This is a genomic window from Geodermatophilus ruber (genome assembly GCF_900114385.1).
GTDB classification, from domain to species: domain Bacteria; phylum Actinomycetota; class Actinomycetes; order Mycobacteriales; family Geodermatophilaceae; genus Geodermatophilus; species Geodermatophilus ruber.
The window spans coordinates 366,436-383,154 of record NZ_FOSW01000002.1 but is presented as its reverse complement, the minus strand read 5'-3'; the positions used below and the strand labels follow the sequence as shown (position 1 = coordinate 383,154).

At 72.1% G+C, this 16,719-nt stretch carries 15 protein-coding genes and 1 pseudogene; 5 read left to right on the top strand and 11 right to left on the bottom strand.

Features of this window, described 5'->3' with window-relative positions; translation table 11 throughout:
* Positions 1-57: 57 nt before the first annotated feature.
* A complete protein-coding gene (locus BMZ50_RS04475; protein ID WP_177212637.1) occupies positions 58-774 on the bottom strand; it encodes a hypothetical protein in 717 nt (238 codons plus the stop codon).
* Between the two features lie 455 nt (positions 775-1,229).
* Between BMZ50_RS04475 and BMZ50_RS04470 the strand changes: the two genes are divergently transcribed.
* The 4 genes and pseudogenes from BMZ50_RS04470 (at position 1,230) to BMZ50_RS04460 (ending at position 5,514) form a co-directional block, all read left to right on the top strand.
* The gene (locus BMZ50_RS04470; RefSeq protein WP_091321621.1) at positions 1,230-1,796 is read left to right on the top strand and encodes a dihydrofolate reductase family protein; all 567 of its coding nucleotides are present in this window, start codon (positions 1,230-1,232) and stop codon (positions 1,794-1,796) included.
* A 373-nt stretch (positions 1,797-2,169) separates the two neighbouring features.
* Positions 2,170-3,195: pseudogene (locus BMZ50_RS04465) on the top strand (GAF domain-containing protein); the annotation flags it as partial.
* Positions 3,196-3,339: 144 nt separating this feature from the next.
* Positions 3,340-3,717: a methyl-accepting chemotaxis protein gene (locus BMZ50_RS25225; protein WP_425431997.1), complete on the top strand. Its 378-nt coding sequence runs from the start codon at positions 3,340-3,342 to the stop codon at positions 3,715-3,717.
* A gap of 771 nt (positions 3,718-4,488) precedes the next feature.
* Positions 4,489-5,514 (top strand): hypothetical protein, encoded by a 1,026-nt coding sequence (locus tag BMZ50_RS04460; protein WP_091321617.1) that lies wholly within the window; start codon positions 4,489-4,491, stop codon positions 5,512-5,514.
* Positions 5,515-5,736: 222 nt separating this feature from the next.
* On the opposite strand, the gene BMZ50_RS04455 is transcribed toward BMZ50_RS04460, so the two are convergent.
* Both BMZ50_RS04455 and BMZ50_RS04450 read right to left on the bottom strand, forming a co-directional pair.
* The gene (locus tag BMZ50_RS04455; RefSeq protein ID WP_245753344.1) at positions 5,737-6,924 is read right to left on the bottom strand and encodes an RNA polymerase sigma factor; all 1,188 of its coding nucleotides are present in this window, start codon (positions 6,922-6,924) and stop codon (positions 5,737-5,739) included.
* Positions 6,921-7,328, bottom strand: a complete 408-nt coding sequence (locus BMZ50_RS04450) for a YciI family protein (RefSeq protein WP_091321615.1) — start codon at positions 7,326-7,328, stop codon at positions 6,921-6,923. Before BMZ50_RS04450 ends, BMZ50_RS04455 begins: the two co-directional genes overlap by 4 nt.
* A 410-nt stretch (positions 7,329-7,738) precedes the next feature.
* On the opposite strand from BMZ50_RS04450, the gene BMZ50_RS04445 reads away from it, so the two are divergent.
* Positions 7,739-8,512, top strand: coding sequence for a DUF4389 domain-containing protein (locus tag BMZ50_RS04445; protein ID WP_091321613.1), 774 nt, complete (start codon positions 7,739-7,741; stop codon positions 8,510-8,512).
* 267 nt (positions 8,513-8,779) lie between these two features.
* Here BMZ50_RS04445 and BMZ50_RS04440 read toward each other — a convergent pair whose 3' ends face one another.
* The 8 genes from BMZ50_RS04440 to BMZ50_RS04405 form a co-directional block, all read right to left on the bottom strand.
* Positions 8,780-9,736, bottom strand: coding sequence for a DUF808 domain-containing protein (locus BMZ50_RS04440; protein ID WP_091321611.1), 957 nt, complete (start codon positions 9,734-9,736; stop codon positions 8,780-8,782).
* Between the two features lie 229 nt (positions 9,737-9,965).
* Positions 9,966-10,445: a DUF5313 family protein gene (locus BMZ50_RS04435; protein ID WP_425431991.1), complete on the bottom strand. Its 480-nt coding sequence runs from the start codon at positions 10,443-10,445 to the stop codon at positions 9,966-9,968.
* A gap of 85 nt (positions 10,446-10,530) precedes the next feature.
* On the bottom strand, positions 10,531-11,040 hold the full coding sequence (locus BMZ50_RS04430) for a MarR family winged helix-turn-helix transcriptional regulator (protein ID WP_245753343.1): 510 nt from the start codon (positions 11,038-11,040) through the stop codon (positions 10,531-10,533).
* A 67-nt stretch (positions 11,041-11,107) separates the two neighbouring features.
* Positions 11,108-11,425, bottom strand: a complete 318-nt coding sequence (locus BMZ50_RS04425) for a serine hydrolase family protein (protein WP_091321609.1) — start codon at positions 11,423-11,425, stop codon at positions 11,108-11,110.
* A 163-nt stretch (positions 11,426-11,588) separates the two neighbouring features.
* The gene (locus BMZ50_RS04420) at positions 11,589-12,584 is read right to left on the bottom strand and encodes a phosphotransferase enzyme family protein (protein WP_091321608.1); all 996 of its coding nucleotides are present in this window, start codon (positions 12,582-12,584) and stop codon (positions 11,589-11,591) included.
* Positions 12,581-13,612, bottom strand: coding sequence for a phosphotransferase (locus BMZ50_RS04415; protein ID WP_091321605.1), 1,032 nt, complete (start codon positions 13,610-13,612; stop codon positions 12,581-12,583). The genes BMZ50_RS04420 and BMZ50_RS04415 overlap by 4 nt, the downstream gene beginning before the upstream one ends.
* Positions 13,609-14,814 carry a phosphotransferase gene (locus BMZ50_RS04410; protein ID WP_091321603.1) on the bottom strand — a complete coding sequence of 402 codons (1,206 nt, stop codon included), beginning with the start codon at positions 14,812-14,814 and terminating at the stop codon, positions 13,609-13,611. Before BMZ50_RS04410 ends, BMZ50_RS04415 begins: the two co-directional genes overlap by 4 nt.
* Complete coding sequence (locus tag BMZ50_RS04405) at positions 14,811-16,670, bottom strand: ABC transporter ATP-binding protein (protein ID WP_143087076.1); 1,860 nt, start codon at positions 16,668-16,670, stop codon at positions 14,811-14,813. Before BMZ50_RS04405 ends, BMZ50_RS04410 begins: the two co-directional genes overlap by 4 nt.
* Positions 16,671-16,719 lie beyond the last annotated feature (49 nt).

The window sequence follows — 16,719 nt, the reverse complement described above, 5'->3', positions numbered from 1 at the left end:
CGTCCCGCTGACCGATCCTCAAGCGGTCCCCACTGCGCCGGTCTGCTGGCGGAGGCGCTACTGGTGAGCAGGCAGTCCGTCGATGTACGCATCGATGCACATCTGGAGCACGGCCAGCGACAGCGGCGTCACCTCGTCGAGGTCGACGTCCCCGAAGTCCTCAAACGAGCCGATGTCCTTCTCAATGCTCACCCAGAACCGACTGATGGCCTTCAAGATCGCCAGTGCGTCCGTGAGCAGTTCGACGTCAGGCTCGAAGTCTGGGTCGACTATGTACTTGATGAGTTCGTGGCTGAGGTCGTGGCGGTGGGCGTAGATGTCGTCCAGTCGGTCGGCCTGGGCCGGCGTGATGGCGTCGCCCTCAATTAGCCACAACAGTGATGCCCGAAACTTGTTCTTGGGCGCCATGACTAGAACATTCTTGGCGTAGGCCTGCTCGTCATAGGCCATGGCTCCGTTTTCGATGCCCCGCCAGTAGAATTCACGGACCCCATCCAGGACTGCAGTCTTGATCAGTTCGTGACTCATCTGGTAGATCCCAGCGAAGCCGAGCGTGGCTCGTATGCGGTCAGGCCGCAGCTTGGCCTCCAACTGTTGTCGGTAGGCCTCCGGATCCTGGTTCCCGATCTTCACCGGCCCAGTTTCCAGGATCGGACTGAGTCGAGCGCTCAGTTTCTCGGGCCTGCCATCTGGATCCGAGCAGTTCATCGTCTGTGCGTTCGGGCATGGTATCCGCCAGGGAGACGTCCTCACCTCGTCGGCGGTGGCGGTCAACCGACGCGTCCTAGTCGAGGAGAAGACCGACAGCGATGCTGTCACCCCGCCGTCTCCGTGAACGTCTTGGCGAGATGGCGCCGCAGCGTGGACGGCGAGACCTCCAGCGACTGCGCGATCAGTTTGATGTCGAAGCCCTCGCCACGCAGACGAGCGGCCGTCGCAACCTGAGCAAGGGTCAGAGCGAGCCGGGGCTGCTACTTCTTGAAGCGATGGCCCGCCTGGCGGCATGTGGCATCGCAGTAGTTGGCCGGCCCCGTCTGCCCTGCCCCCTGCTCAGCAGCGGACACGGGCACATGTGGCAGAACTGGGGCAACTCCTCCAGTGACCGCCACGTCCAGGTCGGCGTGACCGCATCCGGGTCGATGTAACCGTGACGAGGGCACACCGTCGATGCTCTTGCCGGTGGCGCCATGACGCTGCAACCTGGAGCCCCCGTCCGGCCGGAGGCACTCATGGGCAAGCTGATCTACGCAGCCAACGCCTCGCTCGACGGCTACCTCGAGGACGAGACCGGCTCCTTTGACTGGTCAGTGCCTGACAACGAAGTGCACGCGTTCTGGAACGAGCACGAGCGGCGCATCGGCACGTCGCTCTACGGCCGCCGCATGTACGAGACGATGCGCGTCTGGGAGAACGACGACTGGCTGACGACCGAACCGGGCGTCGTCCGCGAATACGCGGGGATCTGGCGTGACGCCGACAAAGTCGTTTACTCCACAACGCTCGAAGAGGTGTCGACGGCGCGGACGAGAATTGAGAGGAAGTTCGAGCCCGAGGCGGTACGACGGCTCAAGGAGACCTCCAGGTCGGACCTCAGCATTGGCGGCGCGGCGATCGCGGCCGAGGCGTTCCGGCACGGGCTGGTCGACGAGTGCGTCCTGCTCCTGTGCCCGGTGCTCGTGGGCGGCGGCAAGCCGGCGCTGCCCCGGGGCATACGACTCGACCTCGAGCTGCTAGACCACCGGCGGCTCCGCAATGGCGTGATCTACGTGCGCCACGCGGTACGAAGACCGGCATGATGCGACGTCTTGCCCCAGCATGGGGTCGTCCCGGTGAGCGATCCCTGTCGGGTCAAGGGCAAGCACGTCAGCCGCTCAAGCCCCCAATCACGGAGCGGAGGCGTTCCGCTGTGTCCTTGTCTTGACGGAGTCCGATGGCCGGGAGGAACGGATCACTCGTCGCCGCTGGAGAGCGCAACCGGTGGGGTGCCGGGGAGGTCCGTCGGTCTGAGCTTCAGGCCGGAGTTCTCACGTCACAGTGCGACGGCGCGCTTGGGCTGAAGATTCTGCCGCGCTCGCCGATGACTAGCTCCAAGAGAATCAGTCGTGGCGCGATGCGAGGGTGTTTGCTTCTGCAGGACCGGCCTGTCGCCACTGCCTTGCGGGAGTTCTGATGCGCCGTCGTCCTCAGGTCAATGCATCGCCAGCCGAGATGCCACGGGATGTGGAGGCGGTCGAAAAGGTCATCGCCGCCCTCGACGGCGTCCGCGACCGGGACGCGGCCTTCCGCACGGTGGCAGCCACCCTCGTGGAGGCCCTCGAACTTGGCTATGGGGCGGTATGGGTGGCCGACGACAGCAAGACCTTCCACCTGGTAGGCGAGTCGGGCCCGCTGGCGGATGCGATGACCCGCTTCGGCGGCCGACGGGTGGATCGGCTCCGGGCCGGTCAAGGATTCGGCGGCGAGGCGATCCGGACGCGGCGGGCGGTGCTGACCGACGCCAGCAGCGATCCCTCCGAGTGTCTGCGCTGGCAGGCTGCGCAGGCCGCCGGGGCGGCGCACGGCGTGCTGGTCCCGGTGATCGAGGACGGCGAGGTGGTGGCGTTGAAGGAGTACTACAACACCGGGCCCATGACCTTCGCCGGTGCTCGACGGGAGAAGTGGGAGGCGCTGGACCGGCTCGTCGCCCACGCCAGGCGCGCTGCGCTGGACAAGTCCGCGCTGCGGGAGACCCTCGATGACCGGGCCGCGGTCACGACGGTGGTCACCGAGATCGGCACTGCGGCGACCGCCGAGGCCGCCCTGCGGGTGGCGCTGGATACCGTCCGTACAGCCTTCGGCTGGGCCTACGGCTCCTACTGGGCTCTGGACGAGGAGGCGCAGCTCCTGCGCTTCCAACAGGAATCTGGATCCGCCGGTGCGGAATTCCGCAGGGTGACCCTGACCGCCAGCTTCGCCGAAGGCGTCGGGCTGTCCGGCCGGGCCTGGCGGGCGCGGGATCTGTACTTCGTCCGGGAACTGGCCGAGGTGACCGACTGTGTACGCGCCCCCGCCGCCCAGCGCGCGGGCGTCCGCTCAGGCGTCTGTTTCCCCCTCGTCGTCGGCGGCCGGGTGATCGGCACCATGGACTTCTTCGTCACCGAGACCATCGAGCTGTCCGAGTCCCGCGCGGCCGCGCTGCGCAACGTGCAGCAGCTGGTCTCCCAGCGGCTGGATGTGCTACGCCGGACCGAGTCCTCCGCCGACAGTGCCAGGGACCTGCTCGACACCGTCGCCCGGCTGCGCGACGCCGCCGGCGAGGCGGGCCGGGTCGCCGAACAGGCGGTGACGCAGGCCTCCACCATGAGCGGCGAGGTCGACGCCCTCACCCAGGCGTCGACGGCGATCGGCGAGGTGATCCGGATCATCTCCGGCATCGCCGAGCAGACCAACCTGCTGGCCCTGAACGCCACCATCGAGGCCGCCCGTGCCGGTGAAGCGGGGAAGGGGTTCGCCGTCGTCGCCAGCGAGGTCAAAGACCTCGCCCGGGAGACCGCGACCGCGACCCAGCGCGTGGCCGACCAGATCGCTGCCATCCAAGCCACCAGCCAGACCGTCACCGCCGGCATCGCGGCCACCAGCGACATCATCGGCCGACTCGACGTCGTCCAGGCCCGCATCGGCGAAGTTCTCGAGGAGCAGGCAGGCATGGCTGCAGCCTTCGAGGCCATGGCCTCCTGACGCCGCGGGACCGAACCCCTGGGCGACACCACGCGGCGTTGAGCCTGGTCTGCACAGGCGATCGCCCGCTCGACGATCGCCGCGGCACCTACCCGCGCATTGCATGACCTGATGGGGAAGTCCCCGCCGTCGAGCATCGGGCCGCGGCGGGAGTAGCCGTCTTGGTCGCAACCGGTCTTCGGCTCACATAGGGCGCCGAGGGAACCGGCTCGGCTGGCCGGCCTGCTGGTCTCCGGGTGTGCTCCTGTGGCGGCCTACGCATCGAGGGGAGCTACCCAAGGTGGGTGGTCGCGGAGCCTCCCCCTTGCGCCGGCGTCCCTATGCGGGGACTGCCCCCGGGAGTGGCCCAGCGGGTCGGCCACCGTGGTCACCCGGCCGGAGGTGTCGATCTCGTAGGTGGTGGCGTGATTGTTGGCGTCGGTGACCACTCGCCGCCGGCCTCGGTTTCAGCATCGGCGCCTGAACCGCGCCGCAGGCGCCTTCACCCGAGCCCAGCTGGCCATCGATTTCGGGCTCCTGCCATCGGACGAGCCCCGGATCTGCCGTGTGGGATCTGTATCCCGGACCAGCTCCGGGGGGCGACGATCGTCCGTGCGTGTCCGCGCAGCTTGCTGACCGGACTTTGCGCTGGCGGCGCAGCACGGCCGGCCCCGACCGCGTCAGCGGCAGCCCGGCTCTGTTCGGGTCCTCGTCATCGCTGGTGCCGCTGGTGTTCACCCCAGCGCGTCAGGTTCACAGGGTCCCCTGAAACAACCCTCGAGGAACCGATTGATGAGCTCAGCATTCACCCGCCCGCGCCGTGTGCTCGTGGCGACCACCGTCGCGCTCGGCACGCTCGCCGTGCCGGCCGCCGCCCAGGCAGCACCCGACACCTCCCCGTTCACGTTCGCCGTCATCGGCGACATCCCCTACGGTTCGGCCGAGATCACCGCCTTCCCCGCGAACATCGCGCAGATCAACGCCGACCCGTCGGTGCAGTTCGTCACGCACCTCGGCGACATCAAGAACGGCTCGTCGGAGTGCAGCGACGAGTACTTCGCGAACGTCCGCGCGGACTTCGACCACTTCCAGGACCCGCTGGTGTACAGCGTCGGCGACAACGAGTGGACCGACTGCCACCGGGCCAACAACGGCGGCTACAACCCGCTCGAGCGACTCGCCGCCGTCCGCGACGTGTTCTTCGACCGGCCCGGCCACACCCCGGGGCAGAACGGCGTCGGCGTGCAGTCCCAGGCCGACCGCGGGGTGCCGGAGAACGTCTCTTACACGCGCGCCGGCGTGCGCTTCGTGGCGATGGACGTCGTCGGCAGCAACAACGGTCTGGCTCCGTGGACCGGGCACAGCACCACCACCCCCGAGCAGGTCGCCGAGGAGCAGGCGCGGATGGCCGCCACGATCGACCTGGTCGACCAGACCTTCGACCGCGCGCAGCACGGCCAGGCGGTGGTGCTGATGCTGCAGGCCGACATGTTCGACCCGACGGTGGGGAACCCGCAGTTCAGCGACTACTCGGCATTCCAGCCGCTGGTGCAGACGATCGCCTCGCGTGCCGCCGCTCACGACGGCCCGGTCTACCTGGTCAACGGTGACAGCCACGTCTACAACGAGGACCACCCCCTGGCCAGCGGATCGGACTGGCTGAGCTTCTACGGCGTCACGACCCCCGCGAGCAACCTCACTCGGATCACCGTCGACGGGTCGGACAACGCCCACGACTACCTGCGGGTCCGGGTGAACCAGAACCAGCACGGTGATCAGACGCTCACCTGGGAACGGGTGCCGTTCACCACTGGCTGAGCACCTTGGCGGCGCCCTCGATGCCGGCCGTCGCGGCCGGAGCTCCGCCCCAGGCGAGGAGCGGCGGGCCCTGCAGGTGCTCGACAGTGCGCCCCGGCTCCCCAGCGGCTGACCGGGCTCCGGCTGCGCCCCCGTTCCGCGTCGCAGACGACCCCGAAGAACCGTCGCGACACCGAGCCCGCTCGCACAGGCCGTAGCCGGGAGAGCTCCCTCCAAGGCGACTCAGCCGGACGCGGCCTGCCTGAGTCGTGCGGCCCGCCGGGTGAGGTGGTCGCGCTCGGCCAGGTTCGACGCGGCCCGCGCCGCCGCGGCGTAGAGGTCGGCCGCGTCCGCGAGCTGTCCGGCCTTCTCGTGGAGGTACGCCGAGGCCGCAGCGTGGCGAGGGAGGCTCGGGTCGACCTCGGTCAGGGCGGCCAACCCCGCCGGCGCACCGTCCGCCTCCCCGACCGCCACGGCGCGGTTGAGCCGGGCCACCGCGGAGCCGGTGAGGGCCACGAGCTCGTCGTACCACTCCACGATCTGCACCCAGTCCGTCTCCTCGAAGCGCCGCGCGTCGGCGTGCAGGGCGGCGATCGCCGCCTGGGCCTGGTACTCACCGAGCCGGTCCCGAGCGAGCGCGGCCTGCAGGATCTGCACCCCTTCGGCGATCAGCGCGGTGTCCCACCGGGACCGGTCCTGCTCGGCGAGCGGGACCAGCCGGCCGGCGGAGTCGGTGCGCGCGGCGCGGCGGGCGTGGTGCAGCAGCAGCAGCGCCAGCAGGCCGGCGACCTCGGGGTCGTCGACGGCGGCCGCCAGCTGACGGGTCACCCGGATCGCCTCGGTGGCGAGGTCGACCTCGCCGGAGTGACCCTCGTTGTAGATCAGATACAGCACCCGCAGCACCGTCGGGAGATCCCCCGGCTGGTCCAGCGACACCGCTGCGAGGCGCCGCTTGGCCCGGCTGATCCGCTGACCCATCGTCGACTCCGGCACGAGGTAGGCCTCGGCGATCTGTCGAGTGGTGAGCCCGCCGACGGCCCGCAACGTGAGCGCCACCGCCGAACTGGGCGTCAGCGACGGGTGCGCGCACAGGAAGTAGAGGCGCAGGGTGTCGTCGACCGCGGGCACCGGTCCCTGCGGCGGCTCCAGGTCGAGAGCGACCTCGCGGCCGCGGCGGGCGCGCTCGGACCGGCACAGGTCCAGGTACCTGCGCCACGACACCGTGACCAGCCATCCCTTGGCGTCTCGCGGTGGGTCCGCCGGCCACGTCCGGATGGCCGTGACCAGCGCCTCCTGGACGGCGTCCTCGGCGGACGCGAAGTCCACCCCGCGCCGCACGAGGACGCCGATCACCTCGGGGATCAGCTCCCGCAGCCGTAACTCCTCCACGCCCGTGTCCATGCCGCTGCCCGGGTGCCGGCGTCCGATCACTCGGTGACCGTGGGCGGGGCGCCGAGGAGGGGCCGCACCTCCAGCCACTCGTGGATCGGCTTCCCGCCGGCTCCGGGGGCGGCCGACAGCTCCCCGGCCAGCTCGACGGCGCGCTCCCAGGAGTCGACGTCGATGATCATCCAGCCGGCGATCAGGTCCTTGGTCTCCGCGAACGGACCGTCGGTGACCGGCGGCCGCCCCTCCCCGTCGTACCGGACGAACGCACCCTCGGGCGCCAGCGCCTGCCCGTCGACGTACTCACCGGACTCCTCGAGCCGCGTCGCGAAGTCCTGCATGTACGACACGTGGGCGTCGATCTCCTCAGGTGTCCACCGGTCCATCGGGACGTCGTTCACCGCTGCGGGCGCGCCCCGGTAGTGCTTGAGCAGCAGGTACTTCGCCATGGTGTCTCCCTCGTACGGTGCGGCCCATCCTGGCCGCCTCGTCCCGGGGACGGAGCCGACGGGGCGTTCTCGACATCACCCGGAGGTCGGGCCGTCGCCCGTGCGGACTCGTCGCCGTCCGGGCAGGGGTGGCCGTACGTGTGGACCTGAGACGGCCCGCAGGCGGCCGCGGCGGGACCTCTTGACCCCCTTACCGGGCCAGAGGAGTCTCGTTTCACGCCGGACAGACTTCGTTCGGTGGTCAGGGGACTACGCCGGCGCACTGCCCCGCCCCGCCATCCCCAACGCTCGACCCCGCGCAGTCGACTTCGGAAGCGGTTGGTCGCCATGCGGAACTGCCAGCCCGACACGTTCAGAGCGGCGCCGCCGGAGGGCGCCGGCCAGCCGGTGCCGGCCGCGGGGCGGCCGGGATGATCGAGTACCGGACCCCGTATCCCGTCCGGGTCGACGCGTCGCCGGCCCCGACGGTCTCCCGTGCGCTGTGGCTCGTGAAGTGGCTGCTGCTGATCCCGCACCTCATCGTGCTGGTCTTCCTGTGGGTGGCCTTCTGGGTGGTCGGCGTGATCGCGTTCTTCGCGATCCTGTTCACCGGGCGCTATCCGCGGTCGCTGTTCGACTTCGCCGTCGGCGTGCTGCGCTGGTCCTGGCGGGTGCACTACTACGGCTACGGCGCGAACGGCACCGACCGCTATCCGCCGTTCAGCCTCGCCGAGGTGCCGGACTACCCGGCGCATGTGGACGTCGCCTACCCGGGGCGGCTGTCCCGGGGCCTGATCTTCGTGAAGTGGCTGCTGGCGATCCCGCACTATCTCGTGCTGGCGATCTTCGTCGGTGGCGGGCTGTGGCTGGGCACCCGCGGCGGATCGGATGACGCGTGGGACAACGGCTGGAGCGCAGGCGGCGGCCTGGTCGGCCTGCTCGTGCTGATCGCCGCGATCGTGCTGCTGTTCACCGGCCGCTACCCCCAGCCGATCTACGACTTCGTGCTGGGCATGGACCGGTGGGCGCTGCGGGTGGCCGCCTACACGGCGCTGATGACCGACCGCTACCCGCCCTTCCGGCTCGACATGGGCGGCAGCGATCCCGGCTCGGTCCCCGCGGAGCCCCTCGGACCGCCGCCGGCCGGAATGCCGGCCGCACCGCCGCCGGCCCCGTCCGCCCCGGGCGCTGACCCGCCGCAGTGAATCGCCCGTCCCCGGGGGCGATCCTCGGGTGAGGGGGCCGGCCCGGGGAACCGACGTCGCCCATTCGGCCCTCACCCACCGACAAGGCGCGCCACCGGCGCGGTCGGCAGCGCCCGCCAACGCCTTCGACCACAGGAGCTGCAGATGGACTCCGCACGAAAAACCGCGCGCCTGGCCGGGTGGTTCTTCATCCTCACGTTCGCCCGCAGAGCGGCCGTAGGAAGGCCGGCCCGCCTGGCCCGCCGAGCCATCGGCGGGCCGGGCCGGCTACTGCGACTCGACCTCGCTCGCGGGTCGGGCCTTGCGCCGGTGGAACGTGAGGCTCATGAACACCACGATGATCGCGCCGACCACGAGCCCGAGCAGCGCGCTGCCCAGGGTGTTGACGAGCCAGGCCAGAACTCCACCGAGGGCTCCGCCGGCCTCGTGCACCACTTCCTCCAGGTGGTGCACGACGTCGTACAGGAGGTCGAGACCCAGATCGTGGCTGCCCACCAGCAGGATGTGACCGCCGACCCACAGCATCGCGGCGGTCCCGACCACGGTGAGGGCGGTGAGCAGCCGGGGCATCGCCTTCACCAGTCCTCGGCCGAGCCGGGCCACACCCTTGCCGCGGCGCTCGGCCAGATGCAGCCCGACGTCGTCCATCTTCACGATGAGGCCGACGACGCCGTACACCAGGACGGTGATGCCGAGCGCGACGACCGCGAGGATCACCGCCCGGGAGAAGAACGGCTGATCGACCACCTCGTTCAGCGCGATGACCATGATCTCCGCCGACAGGATGAAGTCGGTCCGCACGGCACCGGACACGACGGTGTCCTCGTCCGGGAGCGCCTCCTCCCCCGCACCATGGGCGTCGTGGTGGCCGCCGAGCTTGGCCCACACCTTCTCCGCGCCCTCGTAGCACAGGTAGACGCCGCCGATCATGAGGATCGGGGTGAGCAGAGCCGGTAGGAACTGGCTGAGCAGCAGCACCGCGGGCAGCAGGATGAGCAGCTTGTTGCGCAGCGATCCGACGGCGATGCGCCGGATGATCGGCAGCTCGCGCTCGGCGGCCAAGCCGTGCACGTACTGCGGCGTGACGGCGGCGTCGTCGACGACGACGCCGGCCGCCTTCGCGCTGGCCCGTGCCGCAGCGGCCCCGATGTCATCGACGGAGGCGGCGGCGGCGCGCGCCAGCACCGCCACGTCGTCGAACAGAGCTACGAGTCCACCCGCCAAGGGAAGTCCTTCCGGTCGGTCAGCACCGGTGTGCTGTCTGCAGTGATGGTGGTCCGTCCGGCCGTTCCTCGCGCGCGCCGCGCCCGACCGGCACGCCCAGCGGCGGTGGTACCCGGCCGGGGCGCTCCCATCCTGCTGCCCAGCCGACACCTGGCATGGACCCGCCGATCGTGGCGGCCGCCGGCCTCGACCGGGACGACGCCCGAGCGGCGCTCGCCGCCGAGCTCGGTCAGCGGCTGAACCGGTCCCGGTAGCGGGCGGCGCGCCTGGCCGCGGCGGCCCGCTTGCGCTCGCTCTCCCGCTGCTGGCGCACCTCTGAGGCCCGCTCCCGGTGCGCCGTGGCAGTTCCGACGGGGTAGCCGGCCTTCACGACCCGGTTCTCGGTGGTCTCGAACATGTAGGCCAGGGAGTAGAACAGCGCGAGGGCCACCCCGCCGCCCGCCACCGCGGCGCGCAGACCCCACGGGGCCGGCAGCAGCAGCATCACCAGCGCAACGGGGATGGCCAGCTGCACGAACATGCGGGCGATGTGGCGCAGCCACCACGTCCCGGTCGTGGTGTCGTGCAGCACCCAGCCGCGGTTGCGCGCGGGCAGCGAGCCGCCCAGCGCGTACCAGATCCACCGATGCGGGGCCGGCCGGACGACGGGCTCGGTCGGCACTTCTCCGGGGACTGCCATGACGACTCGCTCCTCGTCGATGCGGCTCACCCCTGCCATGTTCCCCGAGACCGTTGGGACACGAAGGATTGGGGGGCCAATTGTCAGTGGGCTGACGGCCGGTCGGACGCGGGCATCAGGGGACGGCGGTCGCCCACTCCGCCGGGGCGGGCGGAGTCAGCGCCCGCTGGGAGGCGGCGATGACCTGGGTGAGCGCGTCGTGCAGCGACAGCAGGCTCTCCATCGGCATGCCCAGTCGCTCGACGATGCCGGCCGGGATCTGCTCGGCCTGTGCGCGCAGCGCCGTGCCCTTCTCGGTCAGCGCCAGCGCCAGGTTCCGCTGATCCTTGGGGTCCCGCTCCCGGCGCAGCAGGCCGGCCGCCTCCAGCCTCTTCAGCAGCGGCGAGAGCGTGCCGGGGTCCAGCTGCAGCAGGCCGGACAGCTCCTTCACCGAGAGCTGCCCGTACTGCCACAACGCCAGCATCACCAGGTACTGCGGATGGGTCAGGCCCAGCGGCTCGAGCACCGGCCGGTAGACGGCGACCACGTTGCGGGCGGCCACCGAGAGGGCGAAGCACACCTGCCGTTCCAGGGCCAGCATGTCCTCGGCCGCGAGCGGAGGCTGCGGCGTCTCACCGGTCGTCACCGCTCCAGCGTAGAACCGGTGGGCCACCAAGCATTGGGCCCCCAATCATCGGGGCCCGGGGCGACGGTCAGGCGGCGCCGTCGGTCTCGACGTCGGCGACCGCCTCGTCCAGCTGGAGGGAGAGCAGCCAGGGCGCGACGACGTCGTCCAGGTCCCGGCCGGTGGCCTGCACGAGGTCGTCGAGGAGTGCGCCGACCAGCCCGCGGGCGGCCTGGTAGACGGTCGCGGCGTCGACCGGTTCGGGGGTGTCCCCGAGCTGCAGGCCGCCGGGGCGGACGCGGACGACGTCACCGTTCCCCCAGTGACGGTCGGCGGCGGCGCTGCCGAGGATCGAGATCGCCGCCCGCAGCTGGGCCGCGGCGGGAACGTGTGCGTAGGTGGCCAAAAGCTCGGCTCCTGTGGTGCCCGGGCGAGCCCTTGCCGGCCCTGCCGTTGGTGGCGGCGGGGCGACAGGAGGACATCCGGCCGAACCGTCACCCCGGCCGACCAGGAGGATACCCACGGCAACCGGACGACGACGCCGCGCAGCCACGCCCGCGGAGGGGTGCTCAGGCCAGGATCCGGCGGCAGGCGGCCGTCAGGGCGCGCCGGTGCTGGTCCAGCCAGGCCAGCCGCGCGTCCTCCAGGCGGATCTTGGCGTGGTCGTTGGCCGACAGCGCCTCCCCCTCCCGCTGCCGCACGCGCCGCCCGAGCCCCCGCTTGAGCCGCTTGGCCTCCAGCAGCAGCGGCAGCGCCTCGATCTCGGCCGCTGTGAGCGGCGCCTGCGCACGGTAGGCGGCCAGCAACTCGGCGACCCGGTCGAGGTCGAGCGCCACCTTGTGGTCGGCCTCCCCGAGGCGGGTGTACACCTTCCCGACGTCGTGGACGGCGACCGCGAGGTCCAGCACCCGCACGTCCGGGTGGGCGCTGTCGAAGTCCAGCACACCCACGACCTCCTCCCCGGCGAAGACCAGGCTGCCGCGGCGGGCGCCGCCGTGGACCACCACCCGGGGCAGCTCCGGCGCCAGGGCGGTGAGCCCCTCGACCAGGTGCGCGGCTCGGTCCCGCAGGGCCGGGTCCATCCCCTCCTCCCCCACGCGCCGGCGCAGCTCGGCGAGCACCGGCGGCTCGGCGACCGCCGCCGGCTGGTCGGCGACCACCCGGTGGTAGCGCGCCAGCGTCCGGCCCAGCGCCCGCAGGTGCGCCGGCGAGGCGTCGTCGAAGCGCGTCCCCTCGATCCCGCGTGTGGCGATCCACCAGCGGCCGGAGAGTTCCGCGACCTCGGTCCCGGTGCTGGTGGGCAGGACCTCCGGCGCCGGGAAGCCCCTGTCCCGGAGCAGCCGCATCAGGCGCAGCTGGGCGTGGAGCTCCTCGCGCGGCTTGGACCGGTAGGAGCGCCGGAGGTAGTGGACGCCGGCCCCGGTGACCACCCGCAGGTGCTCGTTCTTCCCGCCCGGGACCGGGCCGACCGAGTGCCAGCCGCCCAGCGGCCACAGTCCCGCGAGCTCGGTCAGCGGCAGCGCCTGCCCGGCGCGGTCCCGCACCGGCCCGGCCGGCACCGTCATGCCCCGGCCCGCCCCGCCACGATCCGGTCGAACTCGTTGCGGTAGAGGCCGAACTCGGCGTTCCCGCCGTCCCGCCAGTCGGCCTCGCCGGTCTTGATCTTGCGGTTGAGGCTGTGCAGGACGTAGCGCGCCCAGTGGAAGCGCAGGTTCCCCAGCGCGCGGTCGCCGCCGGCGGCCTGCCGGTAGGCGTCGAGGAAGGCGGTGCAGGAGCGGTCGGCCCGCCCGATCTCCCCGGTGGCCGAGTGCACGCCCAGGCGCAGCCGGTGCAGGAACTCCGCCACGTCGCGCGCGGGGTCGGCCGGCGCGCTGCGGTCCAGGTCGATGACGGTCACGACGTCCTCGGTGAGGAAGACGTGGATCGGCCGGTACTGCCCGTGGCTCTGGGCCAGGACGCCGTCGGTGGTGTCCCGGGTCAGGCCGTCGAGGCGCTCGAGCATGCCCAGGGCGGCATCGACGTAGCCGGGATGGTCGGCTGCCACCTTGGCCAGGCGCTTGGCCAGGCTGGTGAGCTCCCCGGTGACCAGCAGCGACTGCGGCGGCCCGATCCGCAGATCCGAGCCGTGCAGGGAGGCCAGCCAGGCCCCGGCCCGGGCCGTGGCGGCCGCGAGCTGCTCGTCGTCCCCGCCGAGCAGCTCCGACAGCGGCCGCCCGGGCGCGCCCCGGCAGAGCAGGACCTTCTCGTCCCCGTACCAGGCCAGCGGCTCGACGGCCTGGTAGCGGGAGCCGGCCCCCAGCCCGGCGGCGCGCAGGGCCTGCAGCTTGGCGTGGACGGCGGGGCCGTCGTCGAACGGGAACAGCTTGGCGAAGACCGGCGCGCCGCCGTCGAGCTCGACCTGCACGGTCGCGGCACCGGTGCCGTCCAGCTGGATCACCTTCGTCGTCCAGGTGCCCCCGGTGTCCGGCGCCCCGGCGCCCAGGTGCGGGCGGACGTAGCGGTCGAGGAACGCCGGCCGGCAGACCCGCTCGGCGCGACCGACCTGGTGCTCCTTCACCTGGCGGCTCTGGGTGCGGCTCTCGGTGCGGGTCATGCGCGGTCCTCCGTCAGCGAGAAGGGGTGGTCGGTCAGCCAGCGCAGCCGCCCGCACTCGCGCTCCAGCACCAGTGCGAACTTCCCGGCGTCCTTGGCCTGCTGGGCGACCAGCGCCTGCTTCGTCAGCAGGTTGTCGCACTTCTTGACGATCTTGATCAGTCGCTGGGCCCGGAAGATGTCCGGCATGGCGGCCAGGTCCGCCTCCGCCAGCGGCGCCTGGCTGCGGTAGTGCCCGACGAACGCCCGGCACCTGGCCGGGTCGATGCCGACGCCGGAGCGCCGGATCGGGCCCTCGCGGCAGAACGCCTTCAGGGCGTAGGCCAGGTCCAGGCCGAGCAGGTCCTGCGCGGCGCGGTCGAAGTCCAGCACCGCGCTCAGCCGTCCCTCGTCGAGCAGCACCGCGGACTGGCCGTAGGACCCGTGGATGACCAGCGAGGTGAGCCGGTCCTGCTGCTCCCCGAGCCGGACGTGGAGCCGCTCCATCTCCTCGCCCATGGACCGGGCGTCCGCACGCAGCCGCGCGCCGGCCTCGGGCGGCAGCAGCGGGGCCACGACCTCGACCGCGGCGTACAGGTTCTCCTGTCCCACCTGCCCGAGGGTGGCCAGGGCCGAGGATCGCTCCTCCGGCACGGCGAGCTCGCAGACGAGGGCGTGGTAGCGCCCGAGACCCCGGGCCACCACCGCCAGGTGAGCGGGGTCGCCCGGGTCGTACCCGCTGCCGGGCATCAGCCGCATCACCATGTGCAGCACGCCGTCGACCTGCACCAGGATCCCGCCGTCGCGGGTGCGGTGCACCGGTGGGGCCGGGTAGCCGTGGCCGTGCAGGTGGTCGATGAGCGCGGCCTCGAACTCCGCCCCCGCCACCGTCTTCAGGTTGTGCGAGCGGCGCAGCACGACCTCGCCGACGTCGGTGCTGACGAACCAGCTCATGTTCGAGGTGCCCTTGTCGGTGCGCCGCCGGGCGCGCCAGCGGCCGAGGTCGTAGGCCTCCTCGAGCACGGAGAACAGGGCGTCCTCGTCCACCGGCACGACCGGCAGCCGGCCACCCTGGCGGGGCACCGAGCTGCGCAGCAGCAGCGGGTCGCTCGGTGCCGCCACCGGCCCCGCGCCGTCGGAGATGGCCGCGAGGACGCCCTCGACGGAGCCGGTGGTGAGGACCACCGGATCGCCAGGAGCCGCCTGGGTGCTGGACTCGGTCATGGTCGGGCTCCCGTCGAGTGGTTGACGAGCTGGGCGTCGTCGGCGGAGAAGGGGGCGGCGTGGCGCCCGTAGATGGCCGCGCTGCCGTTCACGTGCGGCGAGGGGCTGGACAGGCCCTGGAGCCGGCACATCTCGGTGTAGAGCCCGCCGGCGGCGATCAGCCGGGCGTGCGTGCCCCGCTCCACCACCCGGCCGGCATCGAGGACGACGATCTCGTCCGCGGTCATCGCGGCGGCCATCCGGTGCGTGATGATCACCGTCGTCCGGCCAGAGCTGATCTGCTGCAGGGCGCACAGCACGGCGTGCTCCGAGCGGGCGTCCAGCCCGGTCGTCGGCTCGTCGAGCACGAGCACCGGGGAGCCGTGCAGCACCGCGCGGGCCAGCGCCAACCGCTGCCGCTGCCCCCCGGACAGCGTCGCCCCGCGCTCGGCCAGGATGGTCTCGTAGCCCTCCGGCAGGGCCTGCACGAAGTCGTGGGCCTGGGCCACGCGGGCCGCGTGCTCGATCTCGCGCATGGTCGCGTCCGGGCGCGCGTAGGCGATGTTCTCCCGCACCGACGCCCGGAACAGCATGGCCTCCTGCGGCACCAGCCCGATCTGGGCGTGCACGCTGTCGCTGGTCAGGTCGCGCAGGTCGGCGTCGTCCAGCAGGATCCGGCCGGTCGTGGGGTCCTGCAGCCGGCACAGCAGGGAGGCGATCGTCGACTTCCCGGCCCCTGTGGGCCCGACGACGGCGAGGGTGGCGCCCACCGGCACGGTCAGGTCGACGTCCCGCAGCACCGGGTGCCCCGCGGTGTAGGCGTAGCCGACCCCGTCCAGGCTGAGGTCCTTGCGCGGGGGGCCGGCCGCCCGTGCCCCCGGCTTGTCCACCACCGCGGGTCGGCGGTGGAGGGTGTCGGCGATGCGCGCCGCCCGGACGCCGGCACGGGTCAGCTGGGCCGGCAGCTTCGCCAGCGCCCGGGTGGGGCCGAAGAAGTCGCGCAGGTAGGACGTGAAGATCACCAGGTCGCCCGGGGTGAGGGCGCCGTCGATCACGCGCTGGGCCCCGAGCCAGACGAGCCCCGCCACCGCCACGGCCACCACCGCGTCGATCGCCGCGCCGAAGGCGGCGCTGGTGCGGGCGGAGCGCAGCACCGCCGCGACCGAGACGTCGGAGCGGCGCCGGAAACGGTGGGCCTCGTGCGCCTCCCGGCCGGTGGACTTGACCAGCTTGACCGCCACCAGCGACTCCTGCGCCGTCGCGGCGAGGTCGCCCTCCACCTCGCGGGCGTCCTCCTCCACCGTCCGGATGCGGGCCCGGAAGGTGGCGACGGTCAGCAGGAGCAGGGGCAGCACCAGCAGCAGCGCGAGGCTGAGCTGCCAGTCCAGGACCAGCAGCACCCCCGCCATGCCGGCCAGAGTGAGCACGTTGGTGGTGGCGTCGACGAGCGTGCCGGTCATCAGCCCGCGGACCTTGTCGACGTCCCCGGTCAGGCGGGTGGTCAGCTCGCCGGTCGGCGTCCGCTCGTGGTAGCTCAGCGGCAGTCGCTGCAGGTGGTCGTACAGGCGGGTGCGGATGGCGGCGGCGACCCGCTCGCCGACCACGGTGAGGGCGTAGGTCCGTGCGGCCCCGACCAGGGAGTCCAGGACCGCGATCCCGGCCAGCGCCGCGACGATCAGGAGGAGGACGCGCTGCACGTCCGGGCGGACCGGAGCGCCGTTGGTCAACAGCACCTCGTCGAACAGATACTTCAGCGGCCACGGCTTGAGCAGCCCGACGCCGGTCCCGGCGACGGCGAGCAGCCCGGCCAGCAGGCAGCCGCGCCACTGGGGCTTCAGGAACGGCCCGAAGGTCCGCAGGATCACGCGGGCGGGCATCACCGACACGGGGGACGGGCCCGCGGGGTCCGTGCCGGACCGCGGGGTG